Source organism: Massilia soli, assembly GCF_016809835.1.
In the GTDB taxonomy this organism is placed as follows: domain Bacteria; phylum Pseudomonadota; class Gammaproteobacteria; order Burkholderiales; family Burkholderiaceae_D; genus Telluria_A; species Telluria_A soli.
In genome coordinates this window covers 716,385-736,169 of sequence record NZ_JAFBIL020000001.1, presented here as the reverse complement: position 1 = coordinate 736,169, position 19,785 = coordinate 716,385, and the positions used below count along the sequence as shown (strand labels likewise).

The 19,785-nt window shown below is 64.5% G+C and carries 15 protein-coding genes; 7 read left to right on the top strand and 8 right to left on the bottom strand.

The window, feature by feature from the left end; genetic code table 11:
- From I4X03_RS03375 to I4X03_RS03350, 6 genes are all read left to right on the top strand, one after another.
- Entirely contained in the window at positions 1-1,047 is a 1,047-nt protein-coding gene (locus I4X03_RS03375) for an ABC transporter ATP-binding protein (RefSeq protein WP_223465621.1), read from the top strand.
- Between the two features lie 76 nt (positions 1,048-1,123).
- The gene (locus tag I4X03_RS03370; protein ID WP_223465619.1) at positions 1,124-2,155 is read left to right on the top strand and encodes a LacI family DNA-binding transcriptional regulator; all 1,032 of its coding nucleotides are present in this window, start codon (positions 1,124-1,126) and stop codon (positions 2,153-2,155) included.
- A 92-nt stretch (positions 2,156-2,247) separates the two neighbouring features.
- Positions 2,248-3,615, top strand: a complete 1,368-nt coding sequence (locus tag I4X03_RS03365) for a GH1 family beta-glucosidase (RefSeq protein ID WP_223465617.1) — start codon at positions 2,248-2,250, stop codon at positions 3,613-3,615.
- 16 nt (positions 3,616-3,631) lie between these two features.
- Complete coding sequence (locus I4X03_RS03360; RefSeq protein ID WP_223465608.1) at positions 3,632-6,133, top strand: glycoside hydrolase family 3 protein; 2,502 nt, start codon at positions 3,632-3,634, stop codon at positions 6,131-6,133.
- Positions 6,130-7,077 (top strand): glucokinase, encoded by a 948-nt coding sequence (locus I4X03_RS03355; protein ID WP_223465601.1) that lies wholly within the window; start codon positions 6,130-6,132, stop codon positions 7,075-7,077. Before I4X03_RS03360 ends, I4X03_RS03355 begins: the two co-directional genes overlap by 4 nt.
- Before the next feature lie 15 nt (positions 7,078-7,092).
- A complete protein-coding gene (locus I4X03_RS03350; protein ID WP_223465592.1) occupies positions 7,093-8,367 on the top strand; it encodes a sugar MFS transporter in 1,275 nt (424 codons plus the stop codon).
- A gap of 100 nt (positions 8,368-8,467) precedes the next feature.
- Here the strand turns inward: I4X03_RS03350 and I4X03_RS03345 are convergent, their stop codons facing one another.
- The 5 genes from I4X03_RS03345 to I4X03_RS03325 form a co-directional block, all read right to left on the bottom strand.
- Entirely contained in the window at positions 8,468-9,970 is a 1,503-nt protein-coding gene (locus I4X03_RS03345; RefSeq protein ID WP_223465590.1) for a tryptophan halogenase family protein, read from the bottom strand.
- 10 nt (positions 9,971-9,980) lie between these two features.
- Entirely contained in the window at positions 9,981-10,982 is a 1,002-nt protein-coding gene (locus tag I4X03_RS03340; RefSeq protein ID WP_223465588.1) for a cupin-like domain-containing protein, read from the bottom strand.
- Entirely contained in the window at positions 10,975-11,670 is a 696-nt protein-coding gene (locus I4X03_RS03335) for a SapC family protein (RefSeq protein WP_223465586.1), read from the bottom strand. Before I4X03_RS03335 ends, I4X03_RS03340 begins: the two co-directional genes overlap by 8 nt.
- 32 nt (positions 11,671-11,702) lie before the next feature.
- Positions 11,703-13,253: a tryptophan halogenase family protein gene (locus I4X03_RS03330; RefSeq protein WP_223465584.1), complete on the bottom strand. Its 1,551-nt coding sequence runs from the start codon at positions 13,251-13,253 to the stop codon at positions 11,703-11,705.
- Positions 13,254-13,339: 86 nt separating this feature from the next.
- Positions 13,340-16,312 carry a TonB-dependent receptor gene (locus I4X03_RS03325; RefSeq protein ID WP_223465582.1) on the bottom strand — a complete coding sequence of 991 codons (2,973 nt, stop codon included), beginning with the start codon at positions 16,310-16,312 and terminating at the stop codon, positions 13,340-13,342.
- Positions 16,313-16,688: 376 nt separating this feature from the next.
- On the opposite strand from I4X03_RS03325, the gene I4X03_RS03320 reads away from it, so the two are divergent.
- Positions 16,689-17,486, top strand: a complete 798-nt coding sequence (locus tag I4X03_RS03320; RefSeq protein WP_223465580.1) for a glycoside hydrolase family 16 protein — start codon at positions 16,689-16,691, stop codon at positions 17,484-17,486.
- 64 nt (positions 17,487-17,550) lie between these two features.
- Here I4X03_RS03320 and lipA read toward each other — a convergent pair whose 3' ends face one another.
- The 3 genes from lipA to I4X03_RS03305 form a co-directional block, all read right to left on the bottom strand.
- Entirely contained in the window at positions 17,551-18,537 is a 987-nt protein-coding gene (lipA, locus tag I4X03_RS03315) for a lipoyl synthase (protein ID WP_223465578.1), read from the bottom strand.
- Complete coding sequence (gene lipB / locus I4X03_RS03310) at positions 18,534-19,247, bottom strand: lipoyl(octanoyl) transferase LipB (RefSeq protein ID WP_223465570.1); 714 nt, start codon at positions 19,245-19,247, stop codon at positions 18,534-18,536. The genes lipA and lipB overlap by 4 nt, the downstream gene beginning before the upstream one ends.
- A 76-nt stretch (positions 19,248-19,323) precedes the next feature.
- Positions 19,324-19,593 carry a DUF493 family protein gene (locus I4X03_RS03305; RefSeq protein WP_223465568.1) on the bottom strand — a complete coding sequence of 90 codons (270 nt, stop codon included), beginning with the start codon at positions 19,591-19,593 and terminating at the stop codon, positions 19,324-19,326.
- Positions 19,594-19,785 lie beyond the last annotated feature (192 nt).

The following is a 19,785-nucleotide window of genomic DNA, read 5'->3' as shown; positions in this document are numbered from 1 at the left end:
ATGTCGAGTGTTCATTTACGTAACTGGTCGATCAACCTGGGTGGTGCAAGCATCATCAAGGACCTCGACCTGCAGGTCGACCAGGGCGAGTTCCTGGTGCTGCTGGGGCCTTCGGGCTGCGGCAAGTCGACCCTGCTGCACAGTATCGCGGGCTTGATCGACGCCGGCAGCGGCGCCATCGAGATCGGCGGGCGCGACATGCGCTTCACCGATCCGAGCGAGCGCGGCATCGGCATGGTGTTCCAGTCGTACGCGCTGTATCCGACCATGACCGTCAAGGACAACATGTCGTTCGGCCTGAAGATCGCCGGCACGCCGAAGGCCGAGATCGCGCGCCGCGTCGGCCGCGCCGCCGAGATGCTGCAGCTGGAGGCCGTGCTGGGCAAGAAGCCGGCCCAGCTTTCGGGCGGCCAGCGCCAGCGCGTGGCGATCGGGCGCGCGCTGGTGCGCGAAGCGAGCGTGTTCCTGTTCGACGAGCCGCTGTCGAACCTCGACGCCAAGCTGCGCGCCGAACTGCGCCGCGAACTCAAGCTGCTGCACCAACGCCTGCGTTCGACCATGATCTACGTGACCCACGACCAGGTCGAGGCGATGACGCTGGCCACCCGCATCGTGGTGATGCAGGGCGGCGAGGTCCAGCAGACGGGCACCCCGGCCGAGGTCTACCAGCGCCCGGCCAACCGCTTTGTGGCTGGCTTCCTCGGTTCGCCGGCGATGAACTTCATCGATGGCGACATCGACCCAAACGGCCGCTTCGGCGCCGGAGCGATGTCGCTGGCGCTGGGCGAGCAGGCGGAAGCCGGCGCAGCGGTGCTGGGCGTGCGTCCGGAACACGTCGCTATCGATGCGCACGGCGCGCTGGCCGGATCGGTCGCGCTGGTCGAGCCGATGGGGAACCACCAGGTGGTCTGGATCGACTGCGGCGGACACTTGCTGTCGTCGATCGCGCCGGACCAGCAGCACTTCGCACCGGGCCAGGCAGTAAGCTTCACGGTCGATGCGGCGCGGGTGTCGCTGTTCGATCCGCACACCGGGAAGCGCCGGTGATCTCCGCGTGCGGCGGCGCCACGCATGAAGTATGCTTCACCTGTTTTCATTGTGCCGATCAGCTTAAGGATTGTTTGTGGCCACTATCAAAGATGTAGCGCGCCTGGCCGGAGTCGGCCTCGGAACCGCCTCGCGCGTCGTGAGCGGCAAGGGCTCGGTATCGCCCGCCACGCTGGCGCGCGTCAAGAAGGCGATCGACGAGCTGGGGTTCCGTCCCTCGCACGCCGCCCGCGCGCTGCTGTCCGGATCGAGCAAGATGATCGGTGTGTACATCCCCGTCCTTAGCGGTACCTTCTACACGCCGATCCTGCAGATCATCGACACCGAGCTGCGCGCCGTCGGCCTGCACATGGTGGTCGCCTTCGGCGTCGGCCTCGGCAACGAGCGCCGCCAGGCCATTGAAGGCGTCGAATTCCTGATGGAGCGCGGCTGCGACGGCCTGATCGTGATGACCAGCGCACTGCTGGAAGAAGATGTGACCGCGCTCGGCGTCAAGCGCGACCGCATGGTCGCGTTGAACCATAATTTCACCAGCATGCCGGAGCAGTGCTTCCTGGTAGACCATCGGCTGGGCGGCAAGCTGGCGGCGCGCGCGCTGCTCGACCACAAGCACCGCGACATCGCCGTATTCGCCGGCCCGTCCGTCCTCGAGGATAACATCGAGCGTATCGCCGGCTTCATGGACGAACTGGACGCAAACGGCATCGACACCAAGAAGATGTGGGTCGCCGAAAGCGACTTCTCGCCGGCCGGCGGCTGGAATGCGGCCAGGGAGCTGGTTGAATCGGGCCGCAACTGCACCGCCCTGTTCTGCGCCAACGATGAAATGGCGGTAGGCGCGCTGTCGTACTTCCAGGAGGCCGGCATCCGCGTGCCGCACGACCTGTCGGTGATCGGCTACGACGACACCCCAAGCGCAGCGTTTTCGGCGCCGCGCCTGACGTCGGTGCATATGCCATGGCGCGAGATGACGCTCAATGGCCTGAACGCGCTGCTTAACCGCTGCTATGGCCTGGATCGTCCGGTCGAACGCAGCTATCCGACCACGGTGACCCTGCGTGCCTCGCTCGCCAAGGCCGGCGCAGCGGCGAAGCGAAAAGTTAAATGAATTCCGCTCCGCCGGTTGGCGGGCTTTTTTTTAAGCTGTAACTGGAAAGCTTTCCATTTTCTGACCGAATGCACGTTAACCGAACCACTGACATGACGACACCTACCAGCAACGCGCCAACATCCTTGTCCCGCGCCGACTTCGCCCACGACTTCCTGTGGGGCTGCGCGACGTCGTCGTACCAGATCGAGGGTGCGGGGGCCGAAGACGGCCGGGTCGAATCGATCTGGGACCGTTTCGCCGCCACGCCGGGCAAGGTGCGCGACGGCTCGAACGGTTCGGTCGCCTGCGACCACTACCACCGCTGGCCGGAAGACCTCGACATCGCGCGCGGCATGGGCCTGCAGGCCTACCGTTTTTCGATCGCCTGGCCGCGCATTTTTTCCGAAGTCGGCGGCAAGCCGAACCAGCGCGGCCTGGACTTCTACTCGCGCCTGGTCGACGGCATGCTGGAACGCGGCATCCAGCCCTGGGCCACGCTGTACCACTGGGACCTGCCGCAGTACTTGCAGGACCTGGGCGGCTGGAACGAGCGCGCAACCGTCGATGCCTATCTCGAATTCGTCGACGCGATGACGCGCCGCCTGGGTGACCGCGTGCAGCACTGGATCACCCACAACGAGCCATGGTGCACGTCCATGATCGGCAACTTCGAGGGCCTGCATGCGCCCGGGCTGACCGACTTCAAGACCGCGCTGCAGGTGTGCCACCACGTGCTGCTCTCGCACGGCAAGGCGGTGCCGCTGATCCGCGCCAATGTGCCGGACGCGAAGGTCGGCATTTCGCTCAGCCTCCATCCGGTGCGGGCGGCCAGCGACAGCGCCGCCGACCAGGCGGCCACGCTTCGCCACGACGGCTTGCGCTACCGCTGGTTCCTCGACCCGCTGTATGGCCGCGGTTATCCGGCCTCGACGATGGCCGACATTGGCGCCGCGGCACCGGCCGTGCTGGCGGGCGACATGGAGGCGATCGCCGTGCCGACCGACTTCCTTGGCGTGAACTACTACTTCCCGGAGACGATCGCCGACGCTCCAGGCCACGCGCCGCTGTCCGCGCAGGTACTGCCCCCGGCCGGCGTGGAAACGACCGCGCTGGGCTGGGAAGTCGCACCGCAAGGCATGACGGAACTGCTGGCCCGCATCGCCAGCGACTACCAGCCGGGCGACATGTACATCACCGAGAACGGCTCCTGCTACGACGATGAAGTCGGGGCCGATGGCGAGATCGACGACGCCGGCCGCCGCAGCTACCTGCAGCGCCACCTGGCGGCGATGAAGGATGCGATTGCGGCAGGCGTCAAGGTGAAGGGCTACTTTGCCTGGAGCCTGATCGACAACTTCGAATGGGCGGAGGGCTACCTGCGCCGCTTCGGGCTGGTCCACATCGACTACGCCACGCAGCAGCGGCGCCTCAAGGCGAGCGGCAAGTGGTACAGCGCCTTCCTCAACAACAAACAATAACGACAGGGACACCGAAATGAACACCAAGCTACGTTTGATGGGATTTGCCGTCGCCGCCGCCATGGCCCCGGCCTTCGCCGCGCCGCTGGCCGACTGGCCGAAGGTGCAAAGCGAGATCCGCAAGGATGCCGCGCTTGAAGCGCGGGTGGCCGCCATCGTCGCCAAGATGACCCTGGCGCAGAAGATCGGCCAGATGACCCAGCCCGAAATCAAGAGCGCCACGCCGGCCGATGTCACCACATACTATCTTGGCTCGGTACTCAATGGCGGCGGCAGCTGGCCAAACCTGAACAAGCGCGCCACTGCCGCCGACTGGGTGGCGCTGGCTGACAAGTACCACGACGCGTCGATGGCGACCGACATGGCGGTCAAGGTGCCGGTCATCTGGGGCATCGACGCCGTACACGGCAATAACAATGTGTTTGGCGCGACCATCTTCCCGCACAATATCGGCCTCGGCGCGGCGCGCGACCCGGGCCTGGTGCGCGAGATCGGCGCGGCCACCGCCAAGGCGGTGCGCGCGACAGGCATCGCCTGGGTGTTCGGGCCGACCCTGGCCGTGGTACGCGACGACCGCTGGGGGCGCACCTATGAGAGCTTCTCGGAAGACCCGATGCTGGTCAACAGCTACGCCGGGCCGTACGTGCGCGGCCTGCAGGGCAGCTTCAAGAGCGACGCCAACGTGGTGGCCAGCGCCAAGCATTTCATCGGCGACGGCGGCACCGAACACGGCAAGGACCGCGGCGTCACCAAGGCCAGCGCGGCACAGATGATGAACATTCATGGCCAGGGCTATTATCCTGCGCTGAAGGCCGGGGCCCAGACCGTCATGGCCTCGTTCAACAGCTGGCACGATGTCGACGCCGGCGTCCTCTACGGAAAAATGCACGGCAGCCGCGCGGTGATGAACGATATCCTCAAGGCCAAGCTGGGCTTCGACGGCTTCATCGTCAGCGACTGGAACGGCATCGCCGAAGTACCGGGCTGCACCAACGACAGCTGCGCGCAGGCGGTCAATGCCGGCATCGACATGTTCATGGTGCCGGACGACTGGAAAGCCTTCATCGCCAATACGACCAGGCAGGTGAATGCCGGGGAAATCCCGATGTCGCGCATCGACGACGCGGTAACCCGCATCCTGCGCGTCAAGCTGCGCGCCGGCCTGTTCGGCAAGCGTCCGTCGCAGAATGCCCACGCCGGCAAGGCCGAGGCGCTGGAAGCCCGCGCACTGGCGCGCCGCGCCGTGCGTTCGTCGCTGGTGCTGCTCAAGAACGAAGGTCCTGCGCTGCCGCTCGCAAAAGGCAAGAAGATCCTCGTGGTCGGCAAAAACGCCGACAACATGTCCAACCAGGCCGGCGGCTGGTCGCTGACCTGGCAGGGTACCGACAATACCAATGCCGACTTCCCGAACGCCGACACCATCCTGTCGGGCATCCGTGAAGCCGCTGGCGCTGACAACGTCACGTACAGCGCCGATGGTCGCGATGCCGACGTGTCGCGCTTCGACGCGGTGATCGCCGTGATTGGAGAACGCCCGTATGCGGAAGGAGATGGCGACATTGGACCATCCGGCACGCTGCGCCACAGCAGCCGCCATCCCGAAGACCTGGCCGTGCTGGAAGCGGTAGCGGGCAAGGGCAAGCCGGTAATCACCGTGATGGTGTCCGGCCGCCCGCTGTTCGTCAACGACCTGCTCAATCTGTCGGACGTGTTCATCGCGGCATGGCTGCCCGGCACCGAAGGCAAGGGCGTGTCCGACTTGCTGGTGGCTGGCGCGAAAAAATACGATTTCACCGGCAAGCTGTCGTTCTCGTGGCCGAAGTCGGCGTGCCAGACCAGCCTTAACGTTGGCGACGCCGGCTACGCGCCGCTGTTCACTTATGGCTACGGCCTGAAGAACGCGACCCGCTCGCGGCTGGACAAGCTGGATGCGTCGTACGCGCCGGGCGGCTGCGGCGTCACCAACAGTTATCCGGTCTTCGGCCAGCCTGACCGCGCCAGCTTCCCGCTCGCCATCCGCAGCGGCGAAGCCGTCAAGCCGCTTGGCGACGACCTCAATGCCACCATCGCGCTGCCTGGCGTGACCGCGCAGACCGCGCAGATCAACACCCAGCAGGACGCCAAGCTGCTGACCTGGACCGGCCCGGCCACGCTGGAAGCGCGCGGCGAGCGTGCGATATCCCCGCCGGCGCAAGCGTTGGCAGGCGGCGTGCTGCGCTTCGACACCATCGTTAGCGCAGCGCCAGCCGGCAAAGTCACCATCGCGATGCAGTGCGCACCGGCATGCGGCACGCCGCTGGACGCGACCGCGCTGTTCAAGCGCCTGGCCGGCAAGGGCAAGCAAAGCGTCAAGATTCCGCTGTCCTGCTTCGTCGCGAAAGGCGTCGAGCTGGCGCGTGTCGTTGCGCCGTTTGGCGTCGCCAGCGACGCCGCTTTCGCGGCCTCCTTCGCCAATATCGAGATTCTCGGTGGCGCCGCCGCCGACGCCGACGCCGTGCGCTGCGAGGACCTGCCATGAGCCTGCGCATGCTGGCCGATATCGGCGGCACCAACGCGCGCTTCGCGCTGCAGTCCGATGACGGGCAGCTCGAGCACATCGAGGTGTTATCCTGCGCCGCCCATGCCACGCTTGGCGACGCCATGACCGCTTACCTGGAAGGCGCAGCCCGGCGCGGTGCGGAAGTACAGTCGGTGCGCCGTGCAGGGATCGCGATCGCCAATCCTGTGGAGGACGACCTGGTCAGCATGACCAATCACCACTGGAGCTTTTCGATTTCCAAGCTGCGAACGGAGCGCGCGCTCGACACGCTGCTGGTCGTGAACGACTTCGCCGCGCTGGCGATGTCGCTTCCCTACCTGGCGCCGTCGCAGCGCACCCGCATCGGCGGCGGCGTCGAACTGGCAGCGCGCCCGATGGGACTGATTGGACCGGGAACCGGGCTGGGCGTCTCGGGCGTGATACCTGCCGGGACCGAATGGATAGCGCTGGCCGGCGAGGGCGGCCACGTCAGCTTCGCGCCAGCCAACCGCGAGGAATACGCGATCCTCGACATGCTGTGGAACGAGTACGGCCACGTTTCGGCCGAGCGCCTGCTCTCCGGCAGGGGACTGGAGCTGATTCACCGCGCGCTGTCAGGCAAGCAGGCTGGCGCCGCTGACATCACCTCGGCGGCGCTCGATGGAAGCTGCGCTGACGCGCGCCGCACGGTAGACTCCTTCTGCGCGATTCTGGGCAGCGTTGCCGGCAACGTGGCGCTGACCCTTGGCGCCACCGGCGGGATGTATATTGGCGGGGGGATCGTGCCGCGCTTCGGAGCGCTGTTCGCGCAGTCGGCGTTCCGCCAGCGGTTCGAGGACAAGGGACGGCTGGGCGGATACCTGGCCCGCATCCCGACATATTTGATCACCGAGCAGTATCCGGCACTGCGCGGCGTGGCGGCGATGCTGTCGCGTGCACACTAACATTTAGGAGACACCATGGAAACCTCAGCAAACAACACCACGGCTTTGGCGCCGGACGCCAGCGGCGCATCGAACACCATGCCGCTGGTGATCGTCACCATCCTGTTCTTCATGTGGGGTTTGCTGACCTCCCTGAACGACGTCCTGATCCCGCACCTGAAGTCGATCTATACGCTGACCTACCTGCAGGCGATGCTGGTGCAGTTCTGCTTCTTCGGCGCGTACTTCATCGTGTCGCTGCCGGCCGGGATGCTGATCAAGAAAATCGGCTATCAAAACGGCGCGGTGACCGGCCTGCTGATCGCCGCCGCGGGATGCGCGCTGTTCTACCCGGCCTCCAAGGGCGGGTACGGGCTGTTCCTGTTCGCCTTCTTCGTGCTCGCGAGCGGCATCACGATCCTGCAGGTGGCGGCCAATCCGTACGTGACGGTGCTTGGTTCGCCGCGTACCGCCTCTAGCCGCCTGACGCTGACGCAGGCCTTCAATTCGCTCGGCACCACTGTGGCGCCTTTCCTGGGCGGTATGTTGATCCTGTCGGCCGCCGCGCTTGGCGCCGACGAACTGGCGAGAATGTCAGCCGCCGAGCAGGCCAGCTATCGCGCCGCCGAAGCGGCTACCGTGCAGGGGCCTTACCTGGTGCTGGCCGGAGCGCTGGCCCTGCTGGCGATGCTGTTCGCGATTGCGCGGCTGCCGAAGATCACCTACACGGCGGAGGCCAACGAAAAGGGCTCGGTCACCTCGCACCGCCACCTGGTGCTGGGCGCGATTGCGATCTTCGTGTACGTGGGCGGCGAGGTCAGCATCGGCAGCTTCCTGATCAACTTCCTCGGCGAGAGCAATATCGCCGGCATGAGCCACGCGGCTGCGGCCAACTACGTCAGCCTGTACTGGGGCGGTGCGCTGGTGGGCCGGTTTATCGGCTTTGCCGTGATGCGCTATGTCAGCCCGGGCAAGACGCTGGCGTTCAACGCGCTGGGTGCGATCGCGCTGATCGTCACGGCGATCGTGGGCGAAGGACAGGTCGCGATGTGGGCCATCCTGGCGGTCGGCCTGTGCAATTCGATCATGTTCCCGACGATCTTCAGCATGGCGCTGCACGGGCTGGGCAAGTTCACCGGACAGGCGTCCGGCGTGCTGTGTACCGCGATTGTGGGCGGCGCGCTGGTGCCGTTCGTGCAGGGCGCGCTGGCCGATACCATCGGGCTGCAGCTGTCGTTCATCGTGCCGGCTGCGTGCTACGGCTTCATTCTCTTCTACGGCATCAAGTACGCCAACCTGCACAAGGTATAAAAGTAGGGCGGATAAGCGAAAGCGCATCCGCCCAAGGTTCGCGCCACGTTATCGATGGCGCTCGCATTCGGCGGATGCGCTGCGCTTATCCGCCCTACGTTTATTGGCTCGGTGCGCGGCAGAACCTCTCAACATACTCCTGGTGCTGCGGCAGCTGCATCACGGTCTTTTCGATCCTGGCGCTGATACTTCCCAGGAAGTGGGCCAGCTCTTCATCTCCCATCAAATCCGCAGTCTGGTGGTGACGCTTCGGCATGATTCCCTGGCCCAGCATCACCTGGATCCACGAGTTCTCGGCAAATAGTTCGTTCGGCACGCGGAACACCCGACCGGTTTCGCGGAACAGGTCGATCCGGTGCTGCAGCGAGGCCGGAATCGCCATGCTGCGGCAATCGCGCCAGAACGGCGTGTCCTGGCGGTTGGTGACGTGGTAGTGCAGGATGATGAAGTCGCGGATATGCTCGATTTCGGTGTTGGCCTGCTTGTTGTACTCGTCGACGTCGGACTGGCAGATGCCGTCCGATGGGAACATCTGCATCAGCCGGATGATCCCGCGCTGGATCAGGTGAATGCTGGTCGATTCGATCGGCTCCAGGAAGCCGCTGGCCAGCCCGATGGCGACGCAGTTTCCCTTCCATACCTGGCGGCGCTGGCCCGGCTTGAACTTGATCACGCGCGGCTTCATCAAAGGCTCCCCCTCTATGTTGGCCGTCAGGCAGGCAATCGCCTGCTCGTCATCCATGTAGCGGCTCGAGAACACCAGGCCGTTGCCGACCCGCGACTGCAGCGGAATACGCCACTGCCAGCCCGATTCGCGGGCGATGGAACGGGTCAGCGGCACGGCCGGCCCGGTCGACGCGGTCTGCACCGCCACCGCGCTGTCGCAGTACAGCCAGTGCGACCAGTCGTCATACTCCACGCCCATGGTCTGGCCGATCAGCATGCCGCGGAAGCCGGTGCAGTCGATGAACAGGTCGCCCTCGATTTCAGTGCCCGAGTCGAGCCGGATCGAGCGGATGTCGCCGCCATCGGCGTGCTGCTTGACTTCGACGATCTTGCCTTCGATGCGCTGCACGCCGTAACCCTCGCTGAACTTGCGCAGGTAGCGCGCGTAGGCGCTGGCGTCGAGGTGATACGCGTAGTTCATGCCGTTGCGCGGCAAGTGGGCGAACTTGTTGGCTTGCGCGGCCTTCAATTCGAGGCAGTAGTCGCCGTAGTCGCCCGCCAGTCCGCGCTCGCGGCCCTTCATCCAGAAGTGCTGGAAGCCCGCCGTCCAGTGGTCGGTGCCGGTCAGGCCGAACGAGTGAATGTAGTCCTGTTTGAGGTCGCGCCAGTTCTCGAAGCTGATTCCAAGCTTGAAGGTTGCCTGGGTGGCGGCCATGAATTCCTGCTCGTTGATGTCGAGGAGGTGATGGAAGTTCATCAGCGTCGGGATGGTAGCCTCGCCGACGCCGACGGTGCCGATTTCGTCCGACTCGATCAGCTTGATGTCGAGCAGCTTGCCGAGGGTTTTGGACAGGCCCGCCGCGACCATCCAGCCGGCGGTGCCACCGCCGGCGATCACGACGCGGCGCACTTTCTTGTCCCGATTATCTTGTCCCATGCCTGTCTCCTCAGCGGTTCATGCGTTTTAATAGTTGTGCGCGCAGCGCGCGGGTGGCGTCGGCGTCGAGCGGCGCCAGGATGCGGCGCGCGTCCGGGGCGATATGCCCGGAGCTTGCGTCGCCGGCCTCGAATACGTAGTGGCGGAACAGTTCCTGCCATGCCTTGCGCTGCGCCGGCGGCAGGTCGCGCACGCTCATGATCGCGTGCATCAGGGCGTTGGTCGGCGTGTCCATGTAATCGGGCGACTGGCGCCACCAGTAATTGGCCAGCACATTGAAGCTGTCGAGCGCTTCGACGTGGTGCCACCACATGCTGGGGATGAAGATCGCGTCGCCAGGCCCCAACTCGGCGACCTGCGCGTGCTCCAGCGCGGTGGCGAACTTAGGGAAGCGCTCGACATCGGGCTTGGCGAAGTCGACCAGGCTGATGGCCTGGCCGGCGGGCGTGAAATCGAGTGGCCCGATGTACAGGTTCTCCAGCTGGTCAGGCGGGAACAGCGTGAAGCGGCGGTGGCCGGCGGCGACGCAGGCCAGGTTGTCGGGCAGGTCGTAATGGGCGGCGATCCGGGTGCGGTTGCCGATCCAGACGCTCATGAGCGCATCGCGCTTGCCCAGGTCGATGTCGTTCTCGGTACGCAGCCCGGGCAGGCAGGTGTCGACCGTGGTCGAGCCGACGTAAATGGATGGCGGCCGGGCGTCCTGGCGGCGCGCTTCCAGCTCGCCCAGCACGGTGTCCAGCTTGACGTGCACCGGCCGGAAGTTAAACCCGCTCAGGTTCTCGTTGTAGAAGAAGCGCCCTTCGATGTCGGGCGCGCCGAGCATCGCGACCACTGTCGCATCGCGGTAGAAGCGGCGTAGGTACGCATCGGCGGCCTGCGCCGATTCCAGCCCGGCGCGCACCAGCGGCCAGTGCGACACCAGTCCGCGCAGGATTACCGGCTCGGTCGAACGAAGCAGCGCGTCGTCCGGCACCAAACCGGCGCCGTCGATTTCGCGCATTGGACTAGGCATGGCCGTTCTTCCGTTCGATCAGCGCGCGGAAATTCGACAGCGACGCCAGCGCGAAATAGACCGCGGCCAGGTAGCCGGCGCGGTTCATCCGCTCCAGCACCGCGCCATCGAGGGCGGCAAGGCGGTCCTCGTTGATCGTGTAGAAGCCGGCCAGCCGGTTTTGCGATCCGTCATTGAGCTCGATGTCGAACACGAACGACTCAAGCAGTTCGTTCTGCAGCAGCGCCTCGGTGAAGCCGGCGATATCCTGCAAACCCTGGTGCAGCGCCAGCAGGGTGGAATTCATCCGCTCCAGGAATTCGGTATTGCCGCCATGCGGCAGGAACACCGGCTCGCCCTCGCTGCTGCTCACGCGCGGATTGTCGAGGTCGACGTGCATAATCAGTTCCTGGCCACTGACGCCGATCATGAACGGCAGGCGTTCCACGGACAGCGGCAGGTCGGTGGCGTCCCAGCGGCCGTCGCGCAGGAACAGGTTTTCGCCTTCCTGGAAGCCAAACAGCGCCACCGGCTCGAAGGCGCCTTCGTTTGACTTGCGAAATACGATCGGATAGTGGCCCTGCAGGGTGCGGAATTCGGCGGGGAAGGTCACCGCCAGCATCAGGTTGTCGCCCCATGCGTCGCCGCGCCGGGTGATCACGCGCAGGTCCTTGTGGTCTACGTTGTTAAGCAATACGGGATTGGCCATGTCTCTTCGCTCTTTGTCGTTGTGTGGTTTGCTTAAATCCTGGGCAGCCCATGATGCGCGATGTGCGCGAGCAGCGTGCGGTTGTCGGGCAGGGCCGCCAGCATCTTGCGGGTCAGGTCGGCCGCTTCGCGAAAGCAGCCGTCCGCGCTGCCTGCGTACTCGGCCTGGCGCAGCGCCTGCTCAGGCTCCATGCCGGCGCCCATCCCGTACAGGATGTACTGGTAGCTCGCCGACGGGAATACTTCTTCGATACGGTAGAAATCGTGGCGCGATGGGGCGCGGTGGCGCCATAGCGTGAGCAGCTCGGCCAGTCGTTCGGGCACTCTGCTGCAGTTGTCGCGCCAGTAGTCGCTGTCACGGCGCTGGCTCAACACGTAGTGCAGCTTGAGGAAGTCGATGACCCGCTCCCAGCGATAGGTAAAGGCGTCGTTGAAGCGGCGCGCGGAAATATCCATCGCCGCGCGGGTGGCCGGCATGTCTTCGCTGATCATCGCGACGGACAGTTCGACCAGTGCAAGCGCCGACGCTTCCAGCGGCTCGATGAATCCGGCCGACAGCCCGATCGCCACGCAGTTGCGGTGCCAGAAGTGGCTGCGGTAGCCCGGCTCGAAGGTTAGCTTGCGCGGCGTCGCGATGTCCTCCGGGCCGCCATTGGCGCGGATATAGGCGCGCAGTTCGCGTTCGGCGTCGTCGTCGCTGATGTGGGCGCCGGAGTACACGTGGCCGATGCCGCGCCGGGTCGGCAATCCGATGTCCCAGATCCAGCCGCTGCTCTGGGCGGTCGACGTGGTTTGCGAGGCGATCGGATCGTTGTCGTTCGCGTACGGGATCTGCACCGCGAGCGCGCTGTCGTTGAACAGCACATGCTTTTGCGGCAGCAGCGGCACGCCATAATGCTGGCCTAGCAGCATCGAGCGCATGCCGCTGCAGTCGATGAACAGGTCGCCGCTGACGGCGCCGTGCGCGCGCGTTTGCAGCGCGGCGATGTCGCCATTGTCGTGCGATGCGATGGCGTCGACATGGTCGGCGATGTATGTCACGCCCAGCTGCTCGACGCAGTGGCGGCGCAAGAAGACGCCGAACTTGCCGGCGTCGAGGTGGTAGCCGTAATTGGCCACTGCCGCGTATTCGGGGGTCGATGCCTGCTTCGGCGCGCGGCCGTTCACGCACAGGTGTGGCTGGAAGCTGACCAGGTCGGCGAACGGCACGCCACGGTGGCGTGCCTGCCAGCGTGCCGCGAGATCGGCATCGCCATACCCCTGGGGCAGCACGAACGGGTGGAAGTAGTAGTCGGCATCGCCGCCGGTGACCCAGCGGTTGAAGCGCGAGCCCTGTTTGAACGACGCGTCGCATTCGCGCAGGAAGCTGGCCTCCGACACGCCGATCTTGCGCAGCGTGTCGCGCATGGTTGGCCAGGTCCCTTCGCCCACGCCAATTGGCGCTACGTCGGGCGACTCGATCACCGTCACCTTGATGCCGGTGACCGAATTGGCCCGGTGTTCGGCCGCGATCACGCCAGCGGTCAGCCAGCCGGCCGATCCGCCTCCCAGGATAACGATGTGCCTGATGGCTGTACTCGTCATGCAATGCCCTTTGACCTAAGTCCTCGACATTAACCCAAAAAGGCCGCAGCAGGCTGCGGCCTTTCCCAAGTCACTATTATTGTCGATTAGAACTTGTAGCGGGCACCTAACATATAACGCGGGCCGGACTGCGTCACGAACAGCGCCTGGTTCTTGGTGCGCCCGTGCGTGCGCTGGATCTCGTCGGTGACATTGATCGCCTCGAACTGCACGCTCAGGTTGTCATTGACGTTGTAGCCGACGCTGATGTCGAGCTGCCCGTACGCTTCCGTGTAGTTCGGGTTAGGACCCGAGCCATCCTGGGTCGACGACAGGAACTTGTCGCGCCAGTTATAGGCGGCGCGTGCGCTCCACTTGGCGTTCTCGTAGATGGCCACCAGGTTGGCGGAATTGCTCAGACCTACCAGCGCGAACTGATCGCCGACGCTGGCATTGTCGTACTCCAGTCCCGAATTCACGTAAGTGTAGTTGGCAGACAGACCGAAACCGCTGTTGCCGAACATATGCTGCACGTTGACCTCGACACCATCCAGGTCCGCCTGCTTCTGGTTGGCGAACGTGGTGATGACGAAGTTGGCGATCGGATCGCCTGGCTGGCCGACGATCGTGCCGGTGGCATTGCCCGCCGCATCGTTAGGCCCGACCGTCACACCCGGCGCGTTGGCATGGTTGCGGAAGATGTAGTTGCGGATGCAGGTGGTGTCGCCGCCGGTACAGCCGCTGGCGATGGCCTGGTTCCACAACGCGCCGCCGACTGGTGTGCGCAGGTTGAACGGGGTCGCGTTCAGCTGCGATTGGCCGGCATAGTTCTCGAGGTCCTTGCGGAAGTAACCGACCGAGAAGAAGTTCTGCGGCGAGTAGTACCACTCGTACGACAGGTCGAGGTTCTTCGACTTGACCGGCTTCAGTCCCGGGTTGCCCTGGGTGCCGACACCGCCGTTGATACGGGCCAGCTGGTCAAGCACCGTGCCGCCCTGGATCTGGTCGTAGCGCGGGCGGCCGATCGTATGGCCGTAGCTGAAGCGCAGCTTCATGTCCTTGTTCAGCTCAATGTCCGAGTCGAAGCTTGGCAGCACGTGGCGATACTTGCCCTCGAGGGTAGTAAAGGTAGGCGGGCCAAAGGTGATCGGGAACTCGTTCTGCGCCACCCACGAGATGCTGGTGGCGCTTGGCACCAGCGCGGTCGAGACGACATCTGTCTCTTCATAGCGCACGCCGATGGCGGTGTGGATCGGCAGCGTGGTATCCCAGTCGGTATTGATCTGGAGGTAGGCGCTCTTCGATTTTTCCTTGGTGCGGCGGTCGGTGTCGAAGGTGTTCTTCGGCAGGTACAGCTGCGGCAGTCCGGACGCTTTCGCGGCGAGCTCGCGCACTTCTTCGAAGTTAAAGGTGTAGAACTGGTTGAACAGGTTCGGGTTGTCGCTGCCGTCGATGCTGTCGAAGTACTGGCGCACGGTCTCCGGATGCCAGACGCTGCTCGGGTAGTCGGCCGGCGAGGTGGCGCCGCCCCAAGTGTCACGCTGCTGGTTCGAGAACGCGGAGCGGTTTTCCACCGTGGTGGCGGCGGCGCCGAAGTTCAGGTTGGACGATTCCAGCAGGCGCAGGCGCCCTTTGAGCTGCAGCTGTTCGATGTCGCCCTTCATGTAGCCGTTCTGGAAGGTCGAGCCGGTGACCTGCTGGCGAGCGCGCTGGAAATCGGCGCCCTGGATCGACAGCACAGGGAAGTCCTGGCTGAAGTCGGCGGTGGTGGTGCCGCGGCTGAAGCTCGCGGTGCCGATCGTGCTGTTCGAGCCGAACGGGCTGTCGGCCATCGATTCGGCGGTCGACTTGTGCGCGTCGAGTTCCAGCTTGAGCGAACTGTTGACGCGCCAGGCCGAGTTGAAGCCAATCGACTCGTTCTGGGTCTTGGTCGCAAACAGGCCCGCGCCCATCGCGATGTCGCTCACCGCAGGATTGATGATCTCGGTGTAGATCAGGGGGCTGGACACCGGTCCGGGGGTCCAGCTGCTGCTCGACGGACCGAAATTGAACCAGGCCGACAGGTCGTTGCGGCGGGTCTGGATCTTGTTTTCGGAATAGGTGAAGTCGAGCGTGTTGGTCCAGTCCTTGGTCGGTGCGAACTGCAAGGTCAGCTGGCCGTTGGTGCGCTGGCGCTGCACGCCGTTCATGCTGTAGTTCAGGTTCTGCGGAACCGAGTATTTGTCGCCAGGCGCAGGACGGTTGGTGATGTTCTCGGAACCCGGGGTGCCAGGCTGGGGAATGGTGCCCCAGTTGTTCTCGTCGCCGCGGAACGGGCCCTTCCAGCCATTGGACACGGCAGCCTGGTTGAAGCCCAGATTGCGCTCCTGGTAGCTGCCGGTGATGGCGATGCCGAAGCGGCCGTCGGCGGAGGTGTTGCTGTAGATGCCGGACACCTCCGGCGTCACGCTGTTACCGCGCTTGACGTCGCCCGGCAGGTTCGATGCGGAGGTGTCGTGCACCGCCTTGATACCCAGGCTGGCCTGCTGGCCCGGGCGGTCGAGTGGACGCGCGGTCATGACGTTCAGGGTGGCGCCGATACCGCCGGTCGGGGTCTCTGCGCGGCTCGATTTGTAGACGTGGATCTGCGAGATCGCTTCCGACGCCAGGTTGGCGAAATCGAAAGCGCGGCCGCTCAGGTCGCCAAGGTTCGAGGTCGGCATCTGGCGGCCGTTCAGCAGCACCATGTTGAAGTCGGGACCGACGCCGCGTACCGTGATCTTGGAGCCTTCGCCGATCGAGCGGTCGATCGATACGCCGCTGATGCGCTGCAGCGATTCGGCCAGGTTGGTGTCAGGGAATTTGCCGATGTCTTCGGCGACGATGCCGTCGACGATGCCGTCCGAATTACGCTTCAGGTTCATGGACGAAACCATGCTGTTGCGCATGCCGGTCACGACCACCGTTTGCACGGGAGTATCGGATGCGGCGCCGGTGGTGGCCGCGCTGGCCACCTCTTGAGCGTAGGCCGGCGCGAGCGCGGCGCAGGCAGCGGCAACTGCCAGGCTCATTAATGTCTGATTCGCCTTTGGATAGTGCATGTGTTCTCCTCAATCTCTATTTTTATAGATTTGTTCTAGTGCTACCGGTCACCGCGCCTGCCTGTTTGCTTCGATCCCTGCACCCGTGAAACGGGTGCAGCACCCAGCTCGCCTGCTCAGTCAGGTGAAGTCGGATGCGAGGATGCTGCTATCTTTTCCAGCGATTTATGGAAACGTTTCCATATCTGCTGACTGAATATTAGGGTCAGGGAAAAAAATTGTCAACGAAATATTTTGCGTATGAGTACCGGCGGGCCGCGACAGGCCAGCGACGCAACAGAATCAGGGCGAACGGCAGCGCGCGAGGAAAATTGACATGACAAAAACGTGAATGTATAGTGAATTGGGAAACGTTTCCAACTTTTGAGGAATCCACATGACGATGCGTGCGCTATGCGTGCTCGCTGGTGCCTTGCTGCTGCAGCCCTACCCGGCTGCGGCGCATCCTGCGCCTGGGCCGGGATGGGTGCTGGACTGGAGCGACGAGTTCGACGGCGCGGCGCTCGATGCGCGCACCTGGGTTGCCGAAACCGGCGGCCATGGCTTCGGCAACAACGAGCTTCAGTACTATACGGCGCGGCCGGAGAATGTGCGCGTCAGCGATGGCTTCCTGGTGATCGAGGCGCGCAGGGAGAAGTATGAAAACCGCGAGTACACGTCGGCGCGGATTAAGACCGCGGGGCTGAAGGAGCGTACCTACGGTCGCTATGAGGCGCGCCTCAAGTTACCCAAGGGGCAAGGCATCTGGCCGGCGTTCTGGATGCTGGGCAGCGATATCGGCAGCACCGGGTGGCCGCGCAGCGGCGAGATCGACATCATGGAAAACATCGGCAAGGAGCCGTCCACGGTGCATGGCACCTTGCATGGCCCGGGGTATTCGGGCGAGCACGCGTATGGCAAGCCGTCAGTGCTGGCGGGGGCGAAGTATGCCGATGATTTTCATGTGTTCGCGGTGGAGTGGGAACCCAGTGAGATTCGCTGGTACCGGGACGGGCAGCTGTATCACACGGCGCGTCCGGCGCTGGTGAAGGGCGACTGGGTGTTCGAGCACCCGTTCTTTGTGCTGCTGAACCTGGCGGTGGGAGGCTACTGGCCGGGCTATCCGGATGCGACGACGGTGCTGCCGCAGCGGATGCTGGTCGATTACGTGCGCGTGTATAAACGCGCACCGTAAGTCGTAGGGCGGATAAGGCCGAAGGCCGCATCCGCCGAACCGCATGCAAACCGGCGGATGCGGCCTAGGCAGCCACGCCCGCGTTATGCGCCTGCACGTCGGCGTGGTACGAGCTGCGCACCATCGCGCCAACCGCCGCGTGCACGAAGCCCATTTCATAGGCCTTCTCTTCGAACATCTTGAAGACGTCCGGGTGCACATAGCGGCGCACTGGCAGGTGCGAGTTCGACGGCGCCAGGTACTGGCCGATGGTCAGCATGTCGATGTTATGGGCGCGCATGTCGCGCATTACTTCGAGAATCTCTTCGTCCGTCTCGCCCAGGCCCACCATCAGGCCCGACTTGGTGACCGCGCTCGGATACATCGCCTTGAAGTCGCGCAGCAGCTGCAGCGAGTGGGCGTAGTCGGCGCCGGGACGGGCTTCCTTGTACAGGCGCGGCACGGTCTCCAGGTTGTGGTTCATGACGTCCGGCAGGCCGTCCTTGAAGATGTCGAGCGCCTTTTGCAGGCGGCCGCGGAAGTCCGGCACCAGCACTTCGATCTTGGTCGCAGGCGTCAGCGCGCGGGTCTGCTGGATGCAGTCGACGAAGTGGCCGGCGCCGCCGTCGCGCAGGTCGTCGCGGTCGACCGAAGTGATCACGACATAGGTCAGGCGCAGGTCGGCGATGGTCTTGGCGAGCTTGCCCGGTTCGCTGGTGTCGAGCGGGTCAGGACGGCCGTGGCCGACGTCGCAGAACGGGCAGCGGCGGGTGCACTTGTCGCCCATGATCATGAAGGTCGCGGTGCCCTTGCCGAAGCATTCGCCGATGTTCGGGCAGCTGGCTTCCTCGCACACCGTCACCAGGTTGTTGGCGCGCAGGATGTCCTTGATTTCGTAGAAGCGGCTCGAGGCGGTGGCCGCCTTGACGCGAATCCAGTCAGGCTTCTTGAGGCGCTCGATCTGCTCGATCGGGACGATCTTGATCGGAATGCGCGAGGTCTTGCTTGCGCCTTTTTGCTTTTCGCTCGGGTTGTAAGCGGGGACAGTGCCGGTTTCGGTGTCGGTGGTCATATGGCTGCTTGGCCTTCAGGGGCCTGGTTGATGTTGTTCGGTTCGGCCAGCTGGCGTATCAGTTCTGCCGCCAGTTGCTGCTGTACGTCGCCAAGGGCCGCCTGCACGCCCATGGTGCGCATGTCGACGGTGGCAAGGCCGGAATAGCCGCACGGGTTAATCCATGAAAACGGCGACAGGTCCATCGCGACATTGAGCGACACGCCGTGGTAAGTGCATCCGTTGCCGCGCACCTTGAGGCCGAGCGCGGCGATCTTGGCGCCTTTTCGCGGGCCGGCGGCGATGTAGATGCCCGGCGCGCCTGCGACGCGTTCACCGTCGAGATTATACGCCTGCAGCACATTGATGATCGCCTGTTCGATTTTTGTCACAAACTGGCGCGCATACAGCTTGCCGCCCGGTTTGTTCCGGCGCAGGTCGATCAGCAGGTAGATGACCACCTGGCCGGGTCCGTGGAAGGTGACTTCGCCGCCGCGGTCGGTCTGCACCACCGGGACGTCGTGCTTTGGCACGCCGGGACCGGCCAGCAAGTGGCCGCGGTCGGCGCCCAGCCCCAGCGTGAACACGGGCGGATGCTCGACGATCCACAGCTCGTCCGGCGTGGCGGTGCCGCGCGCGTCGGTGAAGGCGCGCATGGCGGCGAACACGGGTTCGTAGTCGGCGCGGCCGAGATCTCGGATGATCGCCGGCGCGTTGGCGGTGGAGGGCATGGGAAGGCGGTGTGGTTGCGGCACCCGCCATTATAAGCCAGCGCCGGTTTGCTGCTGGCGCCGGCCCTGGTGTGGCTTACATGACAATCTTGACCATCGGGTGCGCCGACAGGGCGCGGTACAGGTCATCGAGCTGGGCGCGGCTGGTGGCGCGCACGGTGACGGTCAGGCCGGTGTAGTTGCCCTGGGCCGAAGGACGCTCTTCGAGGCGGCCGATGTGGAATGTCGGGTCGAATTCGAGGACCACATCGACGATGGTGGCGGCGAAGTCGATATGCGTCGCGCCCATCACCTTGATCGGGAAGTCGCTCGGGTATTCGATGAGGGATTCTTGGGTCGTGGTCATACACATTCCAGTTCAAACGCGTTCAAAGACACATTGTAGCCAATGTTCGGCGTTTGACCAGCCGCCGCAAAAAAAACGGCCAGCGCTAGGCTGGCCAGAAACTATTCCCATCGTGGGGGGAAAATAGCGGAGGGACAAAAGCCGGTAGCGGGGGAAATCAATGCGCTACCGACAAATGCCACTCTACCCATC

Bases quoted from the DNA above. Each gene is read 5' to 3' on its own strand.
- I4X03_RS03375 (WP_223465621.1), top strand. From the start codon at position 1: ATGTCGAGTGTTCATTTACGTAACTGGTCGATCAACCTGGGTGGTGCA.
- I4X03_RS03365 (WP_223465617.1), top strand. From the start codon at position 2,248: ATGACGACACCTACCAGCAACGCGCCAACATCCTTGTCCCGCGCCGAC.
- I4X03_RS03360 (WP_223465608.1), top strand. From the start codon at position 3,632: ATGAACACCAAGCTACGTTTGATGGGATTTGCCGTCGCCGCCGCCATG.
- I4X03_RS03355 (WP_223465601.1), top strand. From the start codon at position 6,130: ATGAGCCTGCGCATGCTGGCCGATATCGGCGGCACCAACGCGCGCTTC.
- I4X03_RS03350 (WP_223465592.1), top strand. From the start codon at position 7,093: ATGGAAACCTCAGCAAACAACACCACGGCTTTGGCGCCGGACGCCAGC.
- I4X03_RS03345 (WP_223465590.1), bottom strand. From the start codon at position 9,970: ATGGGACAAGATAATCGGGACAAGAAAGTGCGCCGCGTCGTGATCGCC.
- I4X03_RS03340 (WP_223465588.1), bottom strand. From the start codon at position 10,982: ATGCCTAGTCCAATGCGCGAAATCGACGGCGCCGGTTTGGTGCCGGAC.
- I4X03_RS03335 (WP_223465586.1), bottom strand. From the start codon at position 11,670: ATGGCCAATCCCGTATTGCTTAACAACGTAGACCACAAGGACCTGCGC.
- I4X03_RS03330 (WP_223465584.1), bottom strand. From the start codon at position 13,253: ATGACGAGTACAGCCATCAGGCACATCGTTATCCTGGGAGGCGGATCG.
- I4X03_RS03325 (WP_223465582.1), bottom strand. From the start codon at position 16,312: ATGCACTATCCAAAGGCGAATCAGACATTAATGAGCCTGGCAGTTGCC.
- I4X03_RS03320 (WP_223465580.1), top strand. From the start codon at position 16,689: ATGACGATGCGTGCGCTATGCGTGCTCGCTGGTGCCTTGCTGCTGCAG.
- lipA (WP_223465578.1), bottom strand. From the start codon at position 18,537: ATGACCACCGACACCGAAACCGGCACTGTCCCCGCTTACAACCCGAGC.
- lipB (WP_223465570.1), bottom strand. From the start codon at position 19,247: ATGCCCTCCACCGCCAACGCGCCGGCGATCATCCGAGATCTCGGCCGC.
- I4X03_RS03305 (WP_223465568.1), bottom strand. From the start codon at position 19,593: ATGACCACGACCCAAGAATCCCTCATCGAATACCCGAGCGACTTCCCG.